Origin of the sequence: Sphingopyxis macrogoltabida, from assembly GCF_001307295.1 — a bacterium.
In the GTDB taxonomy this organism is placed as follows: Bacteria; Pseudomonadota; Alphaproteobacteria; order Sphingomonadales; family Sphingomonadaceae; genus Sphingopyxis; species Sphingopyxis macrogoltabida_B.
Map to the genome: position 1 here is coordinate 4178231 of NZ_CP012700.1, position 16331 is coordinate 4194561.

Below are 16331 nucleotides of genomic sequence, written 5' to 3' on the forward strand. Positions count from 1 at the left end.
TGGTCTGCTGAACCAGCGGAACCAAAGCCATGAATGCGATCAATACCCCTCAAAGCCCGCGCATCGCCGCACCCGTCATCGACGCGGTGCAGAGCGCATCGGCGCGGACGGGGATCGACTTCGACTATCTGTTCGACGTCGCGCGCGTCGAAAGCGGCTTCAATCCGACCGCCAAGGCACCGACCTCGTCGGCGCGCGGGCTGTACCAGTTCACCAAACAGACCTGGCTCGCCACCCTGCAGCGCCATGGCGCCGAGCACGGCCTCGGCTGGGCGGCGAACGCGATCGGACGCGACGCGTCGGGGCGCTTGTCGGTGACCGACCCCGCGCTGCGCCAGCAGATCTTCGACCTGCGCGACGATCCCGCCGCGGCGTCGAGCATGGCCGCCGAGCTGACCTCGGACAACCGCGACTATCTGGAAAGCCGCATCGGCCGCAGCGCCGAGCCGGTCGACCTTTATCTCGCCCATTTCCTCGGTAGCGGCGGCGCCGCCAAATTCCTCGCGGCGTGGGAAGCCAACCCCGACCTGCCGGGCGCAACGATGATGCCCGACGCGGCCGCCGCCAACCGCTCGATCTTCTATGCCTCCGACGGCAGCATGCGCAGCCTCGGCGAAATCCGCGAACGCTTCCGCCTCAAGCTCGAAGACGGCAGCGCGCCGGCGACGCTGCCCGGCGGCGGTTCCGGCCTCGCGCCCGGATGGCGCATGCAGATGGCAAGCAGCAGCGGCGCCCCCGCCGGGCGGCCGCCGCTTCCGATGATGGATATTCAGCCGATGCCCAGGAAACTCTCGATGGGCTTCGCCGCCCAAGCCTATCAGCGGCTCGCGTCGCTCGGAGGCACGGCATGACGCCGGGCCTGAACCTGCGCAACGCCGGCCGCTTCGCCGGTGCCGCCGCGCTGCCGGCGGGGATGCTGATCCTCGTCGCGCTGATGGTGATCCCGGTTTCGCCGCTGATCCTCGACATCAGCTTCGTCGCCAACATCATGATCAGCCTGCTGATCCTGATGGTCGCGCTGCAGGCGTCGAAACCGCTCGATTTCTCGGCCTTCCCGACCGTCCTGCTGCTCGCGACCCTGTTCCGCCTCGCGCTCAACGTCGCCTCGACGCGCGTCGTGCTCGTCCACGGGCACGAAGGCACCGCATCGGCGGGCCATGTCATCGAGGCGTTCGGCCAAGTGCTGATCGGCGGCGACTATGTCGTCGGCCTGTTCGTCTTCGTCGTGTTGATGATCATCAACCTCGTCGTCATCACCAAGGGCGCCGGACGCGTCTCCGAAGTGTCGGCGCGCTTCACCCTCGACGCCTTGCCCGGCAAGCAGATGGCGATCGACGCCGACCTCAACGCCGGCCTGCTCACCCCCGACGAAGCCAAGGCCCGCCGTCAGGAAGTCGCGACCGAAGCCGATTTCTACGGCTCGATGGACGGTGCCTCGAAGTTCGTGAAGGGCGACGCGGTCGCCGGCCTGCTGATCCTGTTCGTCAACATCGTCGGCGGCCTGATCCTCGGCATCTTCAGCCATGGCCTCAGCTTCTCCGAAGCCGGCAGCACCTATGTCACACTGGCGATCGGCGACGCGCTCGTCGCGCAGATCCCGGCGCTGCTGCTCTCGATCGCCGCCGCCGCCATCGTCACCCGCGTCAATTCGCCGCTCGACCTTTCGGGCCAGATCGGCAGCCAGTTCGCGTCGCCGACGATCTGGATGGCAGTCAGCGGCATATTGTTCATCCTCGGCGTGGTCCCGGCGATGCCGCAGATGCTGATCCTGCCCGCCAGCGCGATCGCCGGCGTCATCGGCTGGCAATTGCGGCGTGCCGCCGCCGATCAGGCCGCGGCGCCCGAACCCGCGGCGCCCGCTGCCGACCCGCATCATATCGACTGGGCCGACGTCAGCGACGCCAGCGCCTGCCAGCTCGAAATCGGCTATGCGCTCGTCGCGCTGGTCGACGACCGCAAGGGTGCGCCGCTGATGACGCGGATCACCGGCATCCGCCGCCAATTGTCGAAGGAACTCGGCTTCGTGGTCCCGCCGGTCAAGGTCAGCGACGACCTGTCGCTGCCCGGCAACGTCTATCGCATCTCGGTCGCCGGGGTGATCGTCGGCGAGGATGAGGTTTTCCCGAACGAGATGCTCGCCCTCGATTCGGGCGATCTGGTCGCCAAGGTGACCGGACGCCCGTGCAAGGATCCGACCTTCGGGCTCGACGCGCTGTGGATCCCGAAGGCGGCACAGAATGATGCGATCGCGGCGGGCTATACCGTCGTCGATCCGGCCACCGTGGTCGCGACGCACCTCAACAACAGCATCATCGCTTCGGCCGCCGAACTGTTCGGCATCGACGACGCGCAGGCGCTGATCGACAATCTGAAGCTCCACTATCCACAGCTCGCCCAGAATCTGAGCCCGCAGGGCTATGCGCTGCCGCGCGTCGCGGCGCTGTGCAAGGCGCTGCTGATCGAGCGCGTGCCCTTGCGCGATTTCCGCAAGATCGCGGAGGCGATGGTCGCACTGGCGGCGCAGCAGCTCGGCGACGGCGACCTGATCGAGGCGGTGCGCCAGCGCATCGGCGCCCTGATCGTCCAGACGATCGTGCCGGGCCGCATGCCGCTCCCCGTCGTCACCTTCAGCCCCGAGATCGAGGTGCTGCTTAATCAGGCGGTGCGCGCCAATCCCGGCGCCGAATGGCCGTTCGAGCATGGCATGGCGATGAAGATCGTCGAGCAGATCGGACAAGCGGTCGAACCGCTGCTGCTGTCGACGCGCAGCTTCGCGCTGGTCGCCTCGCCGATCTGCCGCCCGGCGCTGTCGCGGCTGGTCCGCGCGACCTTCCCCGACGTCGCCGTCATTTCCTACCTGGAGATCCCGGCGAACAAGCAGACCGAAATCGTCGCCACCATCGGCGCGGAAGTTCCGCGCCTCGGCGCCGCCGAAGACGCCCAGACCAAGGACGAATATCATGAGAATTGAGCCCGCGGGGCAGTTCGCCGGCGCCACCGGTCCGAGGGAATATGCCGCCGCCGGCGGGACGCTGCGCCCGCGCGGCTATCCCGACAGCGTCGAACGGCTGGTCGACGAATATGCGCCGCTGGTGCGCAAGATCGCCTGGCAGGTGTTTTCGCGCGTGTCGCGGACGAGCGAACTCGACGACCTCATCCAGATGGGACTGATCGCGCTCATCGAGGCGAGTCGCCACTATGAAGAGCGCGGCTTTGCCTTTGCCACCTATGCCTCGACCCGCATTCGCGGCGCGATGATCGACCAGCTCCGCCGCGAAGCCGACGTCGGCCGCTCGGCGATGGTGGCGAACAAGCGGCTGAAGACGGTCCGGGCGACGCTCGAACAGCATCTGATGCGCGCGCCGACGGCCGCCGAGATGGCCGAGGCGTTCGAAATGTCAGCCGAAGAATATTTCGCGCTCGAACGCAGCGCAACGCAGGGCCGCTCGACCTCGCTCGACGAGTTGACCGAGAGCGGCAGCTTCCTGATCGCCGATGACCGGCCGGGCGCCGAAACATTATATGAGGAAGAGGATGTGCTGGATGCGCTGCGCCAGTGCATCGACCGGCTGTCCGAGCGCGAGCAGATGGTGCTCCAGCTCTATTTCTTCGAGGAACTGAATTTGCAGGAGATCGGCCTGACCCTCGACGTCAGCGCTGCCCGCATCTGCCAGATCAAGCGCGACGCAATGGCGAAGGTCAATGCGATGATGGTGGAAATGACCGAATAGGTAGCCGGGCGGCCCCACACCGTCCATGCCAGACCGTCAGGCAGCGATCTGGCGACTCTCCCAGGCGCTGCCGATCTTTTCGAAATAGCTTTCCATCCGCTCGCTGCCCTTGTCGGTGAGTTCGACTAGCGAACGGCGGCGGTCGTGCTGGTCGATGAAGCGCCGGACCAGCCCCTGCGCCTCGAGCGAGGCGATCATGCGCAGGCCCGACGACAGCGGCACCCCCGCCCCCGCCGCAAGATCGCTCGCGCTCAGTTCGCGGCCGTTGGTATCGGCCAGCATCAGGTCGAGCATCATGTCCCACACCGGACCCGACAGCTGGGCCTCACCGAAATGGCTCTTGCGCAGCCGGCGCATCTGGATGTTGAACGCCACCTGGTCGACCAGCACCGCTTTCGGCGCCTCGCTTCGCGTCAGCGAAACGGGGATCGCCATGACCGCCTGCTCATCGCCCCCCCGGGTCGTCAGCAGGTCGTGGATTTGATCGATACGCGACTTGAGTTCGGCAATTTCTTCGTTCGAAAATTGCTGCATGTAACGGGACCCCCCGGGGCGTTCCATAGGTTACGCCCCAACTTCACCCCTCCGTCTGACCGAGCCCGATGCGTAAAGAATTACGAAGAGGATCGGGTAGGAAATATACATTGAAAGCAGCGCATAGGGCCCTGCCAATATCTCCGAAAACATCATTTTCTGGATATGCCCGAAAATCGTGATCAATTGCCATCCGGTGATCCAGTACGGCCAGAAACGCTTTGTTTTCAGGGAAATAGACCAGAAACTCGCCAGCACGGCGATGTCTACGACGAAGATATTGATTTCAATGTCGGTCCATTCCGGATTGGGTGCCAATACCGTTGTGGAGACCGAGGCGATCAGGGCGGTATACGCTGCCCATCTCTCCAGCGGCCCGCCGCGCAGCAGCGCGACGGTCACCGTGATGAGCAACACGCCATAATATAACGCCACGGTCCACAACATGTGGCTCGTCGACCTTTCCTGTCGGCTTACGACGCCTTGGCGAGCGACTGAGCGGCAGCCTCGACTGCGAGCTGATCGTTGCTGCCCTGGTCGAGCGATGCAGCGGGCGGCTTGACGCCGGCACCGAACATCCGCGTGCCGAGCCCGACTTCCTTTTGCGTCACGGTCAGCGCCAGGTGCGCGTCGGTGAGGAGCTGGCGAACTTCGCCGGCGGCGGCCAGAGCGTGCGCGACTTTCGACATCGCTTCTTGGCCGACGATCGCCGACATGTTGGTTTGGCGGCGCGCGGTCGGCAATGTCGCCGCAAGCTGGGCGATGCGGATCATCGCCTCGTCAATGGCATCTTCGGCCTGGTGCAGCTCGGTAGCGATCTTTTTCGCTGCGGAAACGCGTTCGTTCAGCATATGGTGGTCCCTTGAATAGGAGAATGCCACCGGTCCCCCCCGCAGCATTCCGTTCGAACATCAGGTCATGACACGACCCAGTCCGACAAGGATCGAATAGAGGGCGGAAAAGGCCAAAATGGTCGCGAAGGCGATCAGGATCGGCCAGATTATCCTTTCCATCAACCCGTGCCGGTTGGACGGCTGGGACGCGGTAGGAAATGGCGAACCTATATCTAGAACCCGCCTCGTCGCACTACGCCCCGCATCGCCATCGTCGGCGGGCGGAGAGGCGCCTAGGTCGATCAGTTGATATGTCAAAGGCTGATAAGTAGTAACATGGTCGAAGACACCGTTACGGGCGAGGATACGCGCAGCTTCTATCCTGTTGGAAACGTTAAGTTTTTTTAGCGATCTTCGCACCCGTTCGTCGACCGTATGCGGCGACACCCCCATCAGCCGCGCGATTTCCTTGGAATTTTTGTGCTCAAAAACGTGCCGCAACGTCTCGATTTGCGCGGCCGAAAGGAGACTGATGTAATTGTCCGGGTCACCTTGCACGCGCCCCCGCATAGAGCATCAGGAGTCGAAATCAAGTTGGGCAGACAGGTGATTCACCTATTCGTTACCCCTATCGTAACGTTACATCGGCACGGGAAAGCGCCGCGTTTCGAATTATATGCGATCGTTCGCAGGGGTCATCCCGAAAATTTTTCGTCCGGGCCCGGCGGGCGCGCCGCGCCGGCCTCGAGCAAGGTCCGGTACCGCGCGATCGATTTTTCGATATGCCGCCGGGCGGCACGCCGCGCCGCGGCGGCATCGCCCGCCTCGATCGCGGCATGGATCGCACGATGGTCGCGGTTGATCGTCCGGGCATAGCGTTGGTGCTGCGCGGCGTCGCTGCCCTGCAGATATAATTGGCGCGACGGGACCAGCCGCACGCCGAGAAACTGGGTGAAACGGATGAAATAGGGATTGCCGGTAGCGCGCGCGATTGCCGCGTGAAACGCCGTGTCGGCGGCGACCGACCCGTCGACGTCGGTGCTTTCGTCCATCGCCCGGAGCGCCGCGCCGATTTCGGCAAGGTCCGCGACGGTTCGCCGTCGCGCCGCGAGCTCGGCCATTTCCGCCTCGAACCCCATACGCATTTCCAGGAGCTGCAACACATCCTCGATCTTGCCGGTTTCGTCGGGCGTCACCTGAAAAGCGCGGTAATGTGCGCCGTCGGCGACATAGGCGCCCGATCCGCGCCGCGACACGAGCAGGCCGCGCGCGGCGAGGCGCGAATAGGCCTCGCGCACGACGGTGCGGCTGACCCCGAACGCCTCGGTGATCGCTTTCTCGGTGGGAAAGCGCGATCCCGGCGGCATATCGCCCGTTTCGATCTGTTCCTCGAAGCGCTGGACGAGATCGTCCGCCAGCGACGCCGCCTTGGTTACCGCCATGCCGCAAGCCCTATCATCGCCCCCCGGCGCTGGCTAGGGCCCTGCACCGGCCGGCCGGAAGTCGGGGGGCGGGCGGAAGTCGGGACGCTGGCGGTCGACATAGGCCTGCCACTCGCCGCGCGTCGCGAAATCGCCGCCGCGATCCCACGCCGCGCCGGCATAATAGACGAACGGTCGCCCCGGCCGGACCCGGACGAGGATCAGAATATTGTCGGCATCCTCGGCAAAGCCCGCGAAGGCCGCGGGATCGACGATGACCGCCGCCGCCATCCGCCCCTTGTCGCCGTCGGCGGGGCCCCACCAGCTCAGTCGCGAAGCAGCGGCATCCCTGCTCACCTCGCCCGGCTGCCCGCCGCCCGTCGGCCGTTTCGAGATGCCGATGCCGACGACCAGCTCGGCCTCATCATCCGAACCGATCGTCGATACCATGCGCGTGAAATTGGTGCCCGCCGGCAAGGTGAAGCGCCGCGTCTCGCGCACCGTTCGTACCGTGTCGACCGGCCACGGGTCGTAATCGACCGTAAAGTCGGCAACCTCAGGCCCGGCGCCGATAATCTCCGGCCGCACATAGTTGCGCGAGGTCCACAGCTTGTTGTCGTACCAGATGCCGAGCCCCCCGACCCCGCGGCCGGTGCCGACGTTGTAGAAATCGAGCCCTTCGCCATGGTCGCTATGCTGGTCGCCGGTTCGTAGCTGGCGGTCCATATAGGGCCAGCGCACCCGCTTGCCCCACGCGTCGATCCCCGACGACGACGGCGGTTCGGCCGCCTCCAGCGCGCGGCCGTAAATGCGGTACGCGATGCGGTCGTTTTCCCACAAAAGATCGTCGTAGCGATAATCGGCGATCGTCACCGCAGCGCGTGCGGCGCGTTCCTCCGCCGTCGCCGGGCGGAGCGGCCGGTGATCCTGCGCGGTGGCCGTCACAGCAAGCAGCGCGCAGCCGAGCAACGGTCCGCGCATCACCAGCTCCACATCGTCCCGTCCTCGAGCCGGTTCACCGGCAGATAGGCGCGGGCATAGGGAAAGGTTTCGGCCAGCGCTTCGTCGATGTAGACCCCCAGCCCGGGCGCATCGCCGGGGTGAAGCATGCCGTCGGCAAAGCGGTACGCGTGCGGAAACACCGCGTCGGTCTCCGCCGTGTGGCGCATATATTCCTGAATACCGAAATTGGGGATCGCCAGCCCGAGGTGCAGCGCCGCCGCCATCGTCACCGGCGACAGGTCGGTCGCACCGTGGCAGCCGGTGCGGATCTGGTAGAGATCGGCGAGCGAGGCGATCCGGCGCATATGGGTGATCCCGCCGGCGTGCAGCACGGTGGCGCGGATATAGTCGATCAGCCGGTTCTCGATCAGCGCCTTGCAATCCCACACCGACGAAAAGATCTCGCCGACCGCCAGCGGCGTGGTGGTATGCTGGCGGATCAGCCGGAACGCCTCCTGATCCTCGGCGGGGGTCGCATCCTCGATCCAGAAGGGACGATATGGCTCGAGGTCCTTGCCGAGCCGCGCCGCCTCGATCGGCGTCAGCCGGTGGTGGACGTCGTGGAGCAGATGCACGTCCCACCCCAACGCCTCGCGCGCCGCGGCGAAGAGTTCGGGAACGACGCGGAGATATTTCGCGGTCGACCAGATATTTTCGGTCGGCAGGTCGTTATCGGCGGGTTCGTAGAAATAACGATCCTTGCTGACGCCATAGGTCGACGCCATGCCCGGTACGCCGCATTGCAGGCGGATCGCCTTGTAACCCTGCCGCCGGTAATCGAGCGCCGCCTCGATCGTCTCGGCGATCGTCGTGCCATTGGCGTGGCCATAGACCATACAGCCGTCGCGCGACGCGCCGCCGAGCAACTGATAGACGGGCAGCCCCGCGACTTTCCCCTTGATGTCCCACAGCGCCATGTCGACCGCGGCGATCGCCGCCATCGTCACCGGGCCGCGCCGCCAATAAGCGCCCTTGTAGAGATATTGCCAGATATCCTCGATCCGGTGCGCGTCGCGCCCGATCAGGCACGGGACGACATGGTCGGCCAGATAGCTGGCCACCGCGAGCTCACGGCCGTTCAGCGTCGCATCGCCGACCCCGGTGGTGCCGTCGTCGCATGCGACCTTCAACGTCACGAAATTGCGCCCCGGGCTCGTCACGATGACGCGCCCTGACACGATCTTCGGCATGCTCTTCCTCTCGTCTATTCCCAAAGTTGTCTGACAACCTTATTGACAGGGCGTGGCGGAAAGGGAAAGAGATATGTCGACGCCATCGGCCGTCCCGGCCCCCGCAAAGGATATGCCATGCCGCTGCGCCTGCTTGCCCCGCTCGTGATGATCAGCGCCCCCGCGGCGGCGGCCCCGGCCGAGCCCGTCATGCCGAAACCCGCCGCGATCCTCGCCGAGACGCGCCGCGTCGCCGACTGGCAGCTCGCACACCGCGCGGCGTGGGACAGGATGCCCGCGGCGCGGCCGAGCGTGCGCAATCCGCGCGACTGGCAACAGGCGACCTTCTGGGTTGCGCTCACCGAGCTCGCCGAACGCGATGCCCGGTACCGCGATCCGGTCGTCGAACTGGGCCGCGCCGAGCATTGGCAGCTCGGCAAGCTTCCTTTCCATGCCGACGACCAGTTGATCGCGCAGGCATGGGAATGGGCGGCGCGGAACGGCGGCGGCGCCGAAGCGCTTGTCCCCGCGCGCGCCTATTTCGACAATGTGCTGACGAACCGCCGCACGAACGATCTCGCCTTCGTGCCCACCGAACCCGGCGGCGGCTATTCGCTGTGCACCGAACGCTGGTGCTGGTGCGACGCACTGTTCATGGCGCCGCCGACGATGCTGCGCATCGGCCGCGCGACGGCGGACCCGCGCTACGCCGACTTCGTCCATGCCGAATGGAAGGCGACGACCGACTATCTCTTCGACCCCGCCGAAGACCTTTATTTCCGCGACAGCCGCTTCTTCGACCAGCGCGACGCCAAGGGGCGCAAACTGTTCTGGAGCCGCGGCAACGGCTGGGTGATGGGCGGGCTGGTCCGCGTGCTGCAAATGCTCGACGACGACGATCCGCAGCGCCCCTATTATGAGGGGCTGTTCCGGGAAATGGCGGCGAAGCTGGTAACGCTGCAAAAGGCCGACGGCTATTGGCCGGCGTCGTTGCTCGACAGCGACCCCGGCACCCCGCCCGAATCGAGCGGCACCGCCTTTTTCACCTATGCCTTTGCCTGGGGCGTCGACAACGGGCTGCTCGACCGGCGCGTTTACCAGCCCGCGGCGATCCGCGGCTGGCATGCGCTTGGCCGCGCGATCCAGTCCGACGGCATGCTCGGCTGGGTCCAGCAGGTCGGCGACCGTCCCGACAGCGTTTCGGCAGAGGAAACGCAATTCTACGGCACGGGCGCGTTCATCCTCGCAGGCACGGCGCTCTACGATCTGGCGCAAGCGCGAGCCGCACGCTGAGCACCCATTTCCGGCGCTCCCGGCCTGTCGCCGCCGGTCACGGAAGGGCCGCCGACCCCCGCCGCCACCGACAGGCCGATTGACGACAAGGGCAAAGTTGTACTGCATCGAAATTGACACCGGTATCAATTTCGATGCATGTGAATGACACCGGTAGCATTTTGCCGCGTCGGCGCGTAGACCGGCGACACTGGGAGAGAGACAATGACATCACGATCGGTCCTGATCGCCCGCACCTCGCTGCTCGCATCGGCGACGCTGCTCGCCGCCGCCCCCGTCTGGGGGCAGGACAGCGCCGCCGCACCGGCAGACGTTGCCGATACAGTGGCGGGCGACGAGATCATCGTCACCGGCGCGCGCGCGACGCAGCGCTCGTCGATCGAATATAAGCGCGCCGCCGACGTCGTCGTCGACGGCCTCGTCAGCGACGAGATCGGCGCGACCCCCGACAATTCGATCGGCGATACGCTCGAACGGATCGTCGGCGTCTCGGCCGACCGCTTCAAGGGCAACGCCAACGAGCTGTCGGTCCGCGGCCTCGGACCGACGCTCAGCTTCTCGACCTTCAACGGGCGCGAGGTGTCAACCGCCGGACCCGACCGGTCGGTGGCCTTCCAGCAATTTCCCTCCGAACTCGTCAACGGCGTCCTCGTCTACAAGACGCAGCGCGCCGACTTCCTTGAAGGCGGGGTCGGCGGGGTGATCGAACTCCGCTCGATGAAGCCGCTCGACTATGGCAGGCGCCGCATCCAGTTCGAACTGCGCGGCGATTTCCAGCCGCAGGACGACGATGTCTATCAGCACGACGGCCTCGGCTATCGCGGCAATATCTCCTATGTCGACCAGTTCTCGACCGGCATCGGCGATATCGGCATCTCGATCGGCTACCAGCGGCAGGACACCACCGCGCCCGAGGATTATTACAACGGCAATTCGACCTTCCAGCTCTGCAATACCGCGGCAACCAACGGCGCGACGAACAGCCTTAATTGCGCCTTCGCCGAAACGCCACGCAACGCCAACGAGACGATCGTCGATCCCTATTTCGCCAATTCGTCGCGCAGCTTCCGCACCCAGAAGACGTCCGAAGTGCGCGACGCGATCATCGGTGCCATCCAGTGGCGCCCCGCCCCCGATTTCGAGATCGCCATCGATGGCCAATATTCGAAGCGCAATAGCCGCGAGGACCGTAACGTGCTCGGCATCACCGAAGGGCTGCGCGGCGTCGAACCGCTCGTCGTCGGCACCGGCGCCAACGGCTATTCGCCATATTCGCTGATCAGCTATCGCGGCAATTCGAACCTCGAAAACCAGCTCGAAACGCGCCAGCGCAACGAGGAATATCTGGGCGGCGGGGTCAGCCTGATCTGGTCGCCCGAACGCTGGAATATCGCGCTCGACGCCTCCTATTCGAACAGCCACCGCACCGAGACGCAGAAGCAGACACGCCTGCGGTCGAACCGCCGCGTCGGTTATACGCTGAGCTATGAGGGCGCCAATGTCGTACCGGTCGTCGAATTCGACGACTTCGACATCGCCGACCCCGACCTGTTCGTCACCACCGCGCCCAATTCGGTCTATGCCCGCCGCCGCTTCGTCACCAATCGCGAAGACACGATCTGGGCCGCGAAGCTCGACATCGAACGCGAGCTCGACGGCTTCCTGACCAGCGTGAAGTTCGGCGGCCGCTTTTCCGACCATCACCGCACCAACGACAATGCGCGCAACAACGACCTCAACACGTTGGTGCCGGTCAACGGCGTCAGCCCGGCCGAGTTGATCGCGCAGGCCAACCGGCAATGCCGCGCGCCTTACACCACCACCTCCTATATGCAGGGCATGGGGACCAACGTCACACGCTGGGCGACCTTCGACAACGACTGCCTGTTCCGCACCTTCACCGGCAGCGACGACGCGCTGCCCACCCCGGCGGACGGCCGCGACCCCAGCGATATCGATGTCCGCGAACGCATCTATGCCGCCTATGCGATGGCCAATTTCGAAACCGAGATGGGCAGCGTGCCGGTCAGCGGCAATATCGGGCTGCGCTGGGTCAAGACCGACATCACCTCGAAGGGCTTTCGCCAGCCCTATATCCTGACCATCGAAAGCGCGGGCGACACCTATAGCGTCGACGTCGATCCGGATGGCGAACTCGTCTCGAATACCGCGAAGGGCAGCTATAATTATTTTCTGCCCAGCGCGAATATCGCCTTCGACCTGTCGCAGCAGGTCAAGCTGCGCCTCGCCGCCTATCGCGCGATCGCGCGTTCGGGGATCGAAAGCTTCGGCGCCGGGATCAGCCTCAACCCGTCCGAGGGGACCGGCACGGGCAATATCATCTTCGACGCGACGACGGGCAACCCGAACCTCAAGCCGCTGCGCGCGTGGAACGTCGACGCCAGCCTCGAACTTTATGCGTCGGAGGATACGCTGGTCTCGCTCGCCGGCTATTATAAATGGGCGAAAGGCACGGTGATCAGCGCCGAGGAGTCGATCCCCACCGACATCACCGTGACGACGATCCGCGACAATGGCGCGCCGGTGACCGAAACGATCACCATCAACCCCGTCGCCCCCGCGAACGACGGCGAAACGCGCCACCTCTACGGGCTCGAAGCGACCGCCAGCCACGCCTTCACCTGGCTGCCCGATCCGCTCGACGGGCTCGGCATCCAGGGCTCGGTCAACCGCGCCTTCGCCAATTTCGAATATCCCGACACCTCGCCGATCGCCGACTATGTCGACCCCGCGAACCTGATCGGACTGTCGAAATGGACCGCGAGCGGATCGGTGTGGTTCGAGAAATGGGGTCTCTCGCTGCGCGCCAACCTTCGCTACCGCTCGGGTTATTACAAGCCCAACGGCGGCACCAACCGCGAGATTCGCGGCGGCACCTATCTCAACCTCTCGGCGCAATATGATCTGACGAAGAACATCCAGCTCAAGCTGCAGGCGCTCAATGTCACCGGCACCAACGACATCATGGTCAAGGGCGGCTACGACAGCATCGCCGAGGTGTCGCGCAGCGGGCCGCAATATTTCTTCGGCGTCCGCGTCCGCCTGTGACGCCGGGCCGGTGATCGCCCGCCGCACCCTCCTCCTCGCCGCGCTCGCCGCGGGCCCGGCGGCGTTCGCGCGCGCCGGGGGCGCTCAGGTGACGCCCGACATCCGGGCGATCGAGCGTCGCCGGCTGCTGCCGCGGGCGGCCGCCCTGCTCGGCGCCGCGCCGCGCACCATCACCGCGATTGGCGCCCCGCGCAGCCCGGCGGGACCGCATGATTATTATTCGGAGGGCGATTATTGGTGGCCCGACCCGGCGAACCCCGGCGGGCCCTATGTGCGCAGCGACGGCCGGTCGAACCCCGGCAAGTTCGACGGCCACCGCGACGCGCTGATCGCCTTCGGGCGCGACGTCCCGACGCTCGCGGCGGCGTGGGAGCTGACCGGCGACCGCCGCTTCGCCGCGGCGGCGATGCGCCACCTCGCCGCGTGGTTCGTCGACCCGGCGACGCGGATGACCCCCGCGCTCGACCATGCGCAGGCGATCATCGGGGTGAACCAGGGCCGCGCGATCGGGGTGATCGACACGCTGCAGATCGTCGAAGTCGCGCGCGCGGCGGAGCTGTTCGCGCGCAAGGAGGCACCGGGCTATGCGGAGATCCGAAGCGGCGTCGAGCGCTGGTTCGCCGACTATCTCGACTGGCTCACCGCATCGCCTTTCGGCATCGAGGAGCGCGAGCAGCGGAACAACCATGGCAGTTGCTGGCTGTTGCAGGCGGCGGCCTTCGCGGCGCTGCTCGGCCGCGAAGAAACCCTCGCTGCCGCGCGCAAGCGGCTCAAGACCGTGATCGTCCCGACCCAGATCGAACCCGACGGCCGCCAGCCGCTCGAACTCGCGCGGACCAAGCCCTATGCCTATTCGCTGTTCAACCTCGATGTTCTCGCCGCGACGTCATGGCTGCTCGCGGGCGGCACCGGCGACCTCATCGCATGGCGGACGCCCGACGGCCGCTCGATCGGCGGCGCGATCGGCTGGATGGCGCCGTTCATCGCCGACAAGCAGGCGTGGCCGCTGGCCCCCGACATCGACTATCCGGGCGACTTTCCCATACGTCAGCCGAGCCTGCTGTTCGGCGGGCTGGCGCTGGACCGCGCCGACTGGCTCGCGCTCTGGCAGCGGCTCGATCCCGATCCCGTAATCGGCGAGGTCGTGCGCAACTTCCCGGTCCGCCAGCCCTTGCTGTGGCTGCGCGCTTGACCCCTCCGCTCAGCCTTCGAGGCGGCGGATGCTTTCGAGGTCGGTGCGTTCGAGCGGTTCGGTGAGCCACAGCCCGCCGCGCCCGCCGCGCGACCAGCGGACGACCGCCTGACGGCGGATGCCGCCTTCGAGCGTCAGTTTGAGCACCATGCCCGCTTCGAAACGGCCGTCATGGACAAAGCCCGCGCCCGACTGCGACACGTCGACCAGCTCGATCGGCAGCGTCCAGTCGTCGGTCGCGGCCGTCGCCTTGACCCGCACCGGCAGGCGCGGCGCGCGATAGCCGCCCTCGCGCTGTTCGGCGGCAAGCTGCTTCAGCAGGCCGACGCCGTCGACCTCTTCGTCGAAGGCGACGCCGCAGCGGCCCTTTTCGGCCCAGACGACGCGCCCGGTCAGGATGATGTTTTCGGAGAGCGCAATCTCCAGCCGTTCGCCCTTTTCGACCGGGATGTCGGCCGACAGCATCATGCCGCGGTCGGAAATATTGCGCACCCGCCACAGGCCGGCGTCATCCTGACGTTCGATCTTGGCGATGCGGCAGACGGTGCAGAAGCGATCGGCGGCGCGGCGATCGGTTTCGGTTTCGATATCCTGTGACGGATCTTCCATGGGGCTGGGAAAACTTCCCATATCCTTCATCCTCGCTTGCAGCACCCGAGGTCAGCGGGCGAGTGATTCCTTTGACGGCACGCGGCCCATTGTTATGAAGGATGTCCCCACAGCATCCGCTCGATTGCTGCGCATTATCCCTTAGCAATGGTTAGGGTTTCCCTAACGTCAATCAGGGGGCGCCCGATCGGCCGAGGAGATCGCCGCTTGAGTATCGCCAGCATCGCCCTGCCCCGCATCCTGCGCATCGGCGGCGGCGCGTCGCGTCAGTTGCCCGAGGTGCTGGCGACGCTCGGCCTGTCGCGGCCGCTGATCGTCACCGATAGCTGGCTGGAGGGCAGCGGCCGCGTCGCCGAGCTTGCCGACGCGCTGGCCGCGGCCGGGATCGCGGCGCGCATCTTTGCCGATACCGTCCCCGACCCGACAGTGGCGTCGATCGACGCCGGCGTGGCGTTTCTCAAGGACGGCGACCACGACTGCGTCGTCGGCTTCGGCGGCGGCAGCCCGCTCGACAGCGCAAAGGCGATCGCGCTGCTCGGCCTGCACGGCGGCGCAATGGCCGATTACAAGGCGCCGCATGTGCAGGACATCCCCGGCCTGCCGGTGATCGCGATCCCGACCACCGCGGGCACGGGGTCGGAAGCGACGCGCTTCACGATCGTCACCGACGAGGCGACCGACGAGAAGATGCTCTGCCCCGGCCTTGCCTATCTGCCGGTCGCCGCGCTCGTCGATTACGAGCTGACCTTCACCAAGCCCAGACGGCTGACCGCCGACACGGGGATCGATTCGCTGACGCACGCGATCGAGGCCTATGTATCGAAGCGCGCCAACCCGTTCAGCGACGGCATGGCGCTGCTCGCGATGCGCGCGATCGCGCCGAACCTGCGCCGCGTATGCATCGATCCGTCGGACGCCGCAGCGCGCGAAGCGATGATGCTCGGCGCGACGCAGGCCGGCATCGCCTTTTCGAACAGCTCGGTCGCGCTCGTCCACGGCATGAGCCGGCCGATCGGCGCGCATTTCCACGTCCCGCACGGGCTGTCGAACGCGATGCTGCTGCCCGCGGTGACCGCCTGGTCGGCGCCCGCCGCGCTCCAGCGCTATGCGACATGTGCACGCGCGATGGGCGTCGCCGACGACAGCGAGGGCGACCAGGCTGCGGTCGCGCGGCTGCTCGACGAACTGACGGCATTGAACCGCGAGCTCGAAGTACCGGGACCCGCCGCATGGGGCATCGACGCGGCGCGCTGGGATGCATTGGTCCCGACGATGTGCGCGCAGGCGGCGGCGTCGGGATCGCCCGCGAACAATCCTCGCGTGCCCGATGCCGACGAGATGGCGATGCTCTATGCGCAGGTCTGGGCGGGATAACCGGCGCCGTTCATCATCCCGCAACCAATATCCTGCTTAAGCGCGCTCGCCCCGTCTCCCTCTCTCCTACGTCTCATCGAGGAGGCGGGGCATCCTCCCCAATC

The 16331-nt window shown here is 66.1% G+C and carries 15 protein-coding genes; 7 read left to right on the plus strand and 8 right to left on the minus strand.

Annotation, left to right across the window (positions count from 1 at the left end):
* Positions 1 to 29 precede the first annotated feature (29 nt).
* Genes AN936_RS19395 through AN936_RS19405 form a run of 3 tightly spaced genes read left to right on the plus strand, consistent with a single transcriptional unit; the run spans position 30 to position 3731 of the window.
* Positions 30 to 851, plus strand: coding sequence for a transglycosylase SLT domain-containing protein (locus tag AN936_RS19395; RefSeq protein WP_054589527.1), 822 nt, complete (start codon positions 30 to 32; stop codon positions 849 to 851).
* The gene (gene flhA, locus AN936_RS19400) at positions 848 to 2971 is read left to right on the plus strand and encodes a flagellar biosynthesis protein FlhA (protein ID WP_054589528.1); all 2124 of its coding nucleotides are present in this window, start codon (positions 848 to 850) and stop codon (positions 2969 to 2971) included. The genes AN936_RS19395 and flhA overlap by 4 nt, the downstream gene beginning before the upstream one ends.
* The gene (locus AN936_RS19405) at positions 2961 to 3731 is read left to right on the plus strand and encodes a sigma-70 family RNA polymerase sigma factor (RefSeq protein ID WP_054589529.1); all 771 of its coding nucleotides are present in this window, start codon (positions 2961 to 2963) and stop codon (positions 3729 to 3731) included. The genes flhA and AN936_RS19405 overlap by 11 nt, the downstream gene beginning before the upstream one ends.
* Positions 3732 to 3767: 36 nt before the next feature.
* Here AN936_RS19405 and AN936_RS19410 read toward each other — a convergent pair whose 3' ends face one another.
* From AN936_RS19410 to manD, 7 genes are all read right to left on the minus strand, one after another.
* Positions 3768 to 4292: a MarR family winged helix-turn-helix transcriptional regulator gene (locus tag AN936_RS19410; RefSeq protein WP_234715645.1), complete on the minus strand. Its 525-nt coding sequence runs from the start codon at positions 4290 to 4292 to the stop codon at positions 3768 to 3770.
* 3 nt (positions 4293 to 4295) lie between these two features.
* Positions 4296 to 4712 carry a hypothetical protein gene (locus AN936_RS19415; RefSeq protein ID WP_234715646.1) on the minus strand — a complete coding sequence of 139 codons (417 nt, stop codon included), beginning with the start codon at positions 4710 to 4712 and terminating at the stop codon, positions 4296 to 4298.
* A gap of 26 nt (positions 4713 to 4738) precedes the next feature.
* Complete coding sequence (locus AN936_RS19420; RefSeq protein ID WP_054589531.1) at positions 4739 to 5116, minus strand: hypothetical protein; 378 nt, start codon at positions 5114 to 5116, stop codon at positions 4739 to 4741.
* Positions 5117 to 5176: 60 nt separating this feature from the next.
* A complete protein-coding gene (locus AN936_RS19425) occupies positions 5177 to 5656 on the minus strand; it encodes a response regulator transcription factor (protein ID WP_234715647.1) in 480 nt (159 codons plus the stop codon).
* A 137-nt stretch (positions 5657 to 5793) separates the two neighbouring features.
* Positions 5794 to 6540 carry a FadR/GntR family transcriptional regulator gene (locus tag AN936_RS19430; protein ID WP_054589533.1) on the minus strand — a complete coding sequence of 249 codons (747 nt, stop codon included), beginning with the start codon at positions 6538 to 6540 and terminating at the stop codon, positions 5794 to 5796.
* Positions 6541 to 6573: 33 nt separating this feature from the next.
* Positions 6574 to 7500 carry a DUF4861 family protein gene (locus tag AN936_RS19435; protein WP_054590433.1) on the minus strand — a complete coding sequence of 309 codons (927 nt, stop codon included), beginning with the start codon at positions 7498 to 7500 and terminating at the stop codon, positions 6574 to 6576.
* Positions 7500 to 8711 carry a D-mannonate dehydratase ManD gene (gene manD, locus AN936_RS19440; protein ID WP_054589534.1) on the minus strand — a complete coding sequence of 404 codons (1212 nt, stop codon included), beginning with the start codon at positions 8709 to 8711 and terminating at the stop codon, positions 7500 to 7502. The genes AN936_RS19435 and manD overlap by 1 nt, the downstream gene beginning before the upstream one ends.
* 117 nt (positions 8712 to 8828) lie before the next feature.
* Between manD and AN936_RS19445 the strand changes: the two genes are divergently transcribed.
* The 3 genes from AN936_RS19445 (at position 8829) to AN936_RS19455 (ending at position 14244) form a co-directional block, all read left to right on the plus strand.
* Positions 8829 to 9983, plus strand: coding sequence for a glycoside hydrolase family 88/105 protein (locus AN936_RS19445; RefSeq protein ID WP_054589535.1), 1155 nt, complete (start codon positions 8829 to 8831; stop codon positions 9981 to 9983).
* Positions 9984 to 10187: 204 nt separating this feature from the next.
* Entirely contained in the window at positions 10188 to 13052 is a 2865-nt protein-coding gene (locus tag AN936_RS19450; protein WP_054589536.1) for a TonB-dependent receptor, read from the plus strand.
* 10 nt (positions 13053 to 13062) lie between these two features.
* On the plus strand, positions 13063 to 14244 hold the full coding sequence (locus tag AN936_RS19455) for an alginate lyase family protein (protein WP_054589537.1): 1182 nt from the start codon (positions 13063 to 13065) through the stop codon (positions 14242 to 14244).
* Between the two features lie 9 nt (positions 14245 to 14253).
* Here AN936_RS19455 and AN936_RS19460 read toward each other — a convergent pair whose 3' ends face one another.
* Positions 14254 to 14853, minus strand: a complete 600-nt coding sequence (locus AN936_RS19460) for a PilZ domain-containing protein (protein WP_234715648.1) — start codon at positions 14851 to 14853, stop codon at positions 14254 to 14256.
* 207 nt (positions 14854 to 15060) lie between these two features.
* On the opposite strand from AN936_RS19460, the gene AN936_RS19465 reads away from it, so the two are divergent.
* Positions 15061 to 16227, plus strand: a complete 1167-nt coding sequence (locus tag AN936_RS19465; RefSeq protein ID WP_084758546.1) for an iron-containing alcohol dehydrogenase — start codon at positions 15061 to 15063, stop codon at positions 16225 to 16227.
* The last annotated feature ends 104 nt before the right edge of the window (positions 16228 to 16331 follow it).